This is a genomic window from Paracidovorax cattleyae (genome assembly GCF_900104515.1).
Lineage (GTDB): Bacteria > Pseudomonadota > Gammaproteobacteria > Burkholderiales > Burkholderiaceae_C > Paracidovorax > Paracidovorax cattleyae.
Genome location: NZ_FNJL01000092.1, coordinates 1 through 1,041, shown reverse-complemented (window position 1 = coordinate 1,041; position 1,041 = coordinate 1). Strand labels below are relative to the sequence as shown.

Annotated in this window: 1 protein-coding gene; it reads right to left on the bottom strand. The window is 69.5% G+C overall.

The features are described from left to right. Positions 1-816, bottom strand: an 816-nt coding sequence (locus BLR05_RS25610) for a cache domain-containing protein (RefSeq protein WP_208606081.1), incomplete at its 3' end; no start/stop codon positions are given. Positions 817-1,041 lie beyond the last annotated feature (225 nt).

Sequence of the window (1,041 nt, the reverse complement as noted above, 5' to 3'; positions counted from 1 at the left end):
GACGTTGAGCAGCTCGCGCACGGGGCGGGTGGCTTCGGAGCGGTCGATGGCGATGGCCAGGATCCAGGGCGTGCCCTCCACCTTCGCGGCGTAGAGCATCTGGTCCGCGCCCCTGGCGACGACCTGCGCGTGGCCGCCGCCCGCCGCGAGCCGCTGCAGCAGCGCGGCATCGATGCCGTCAGCGAGTGCGGAGACCGGCTTGAGGGCCAGTTGGGGATCCGCCTGGGCGAGCAGGCGGCCCTGGTCATCGACGAGCATGGCGAAGCTCTTGGAAGTGGGCTGGATGGCGGTCACCATGCGGCCGACGGTTTCCAGCAGCATGTCGGTGGCCACGACGCCGGAGAGCTGGCCGACCGGGCCCCAGGGCTCGGCGAAGGTGATGAGGAGCTTGCCGGAGCTGGCACCGATGTAGGCCGGGGTCACGATCGGGCCGCCGGCCTGCATGGCCTGCCTGTACCAGCCGCGGGACGTGCCGTCGTAGCCTTCGGGCACTGGATGCAGGAAGGTGTGCCGCTTGTCGGCATGGACCAGGTAGGCATCGTCCAGGGCGCCCGCCTGCTTCGCGGCCTGCAGGAAGGGAGCCGGGTCGGGCTGGGTGGCCGCGACACGGATGGAACTGGTGATGCGCTGCTTTTCCTTGACCCACCCCGTGATCTCGTCGGCATGCAGCCGCGTGCGCTGGGCGAGCTGGGCATCGATGCCTGCCAGCGTGTTGCCGCGCACGACAAGGAAGGTGGCGAAGGCCAGCACCACGAGGGACGCGGTGGTGATGGCGATGCAGATCCCGATGAGGCGGGCTTGCAGGCTTTGGAACATGGGGACTTTCTCGAAAACGGAAAAAAGCGGCAGGGCCGCTGTGTGTGTCGTCGGGTGGATGAAAAGGCTGCGGCGCAGCCATGGGGATGCGCCGCGTGGGAAATCCGTTGGGGATCGGGCAGGATGTCAGGCCGGGTGGCCGGAGGCTCCCAGCGCGGGGCGTTGGTGGGCGTGGCCGGCGGAGCCGTGTGCGTCGAGCTTGAAGCCGGCGACGGCATCGGCGAG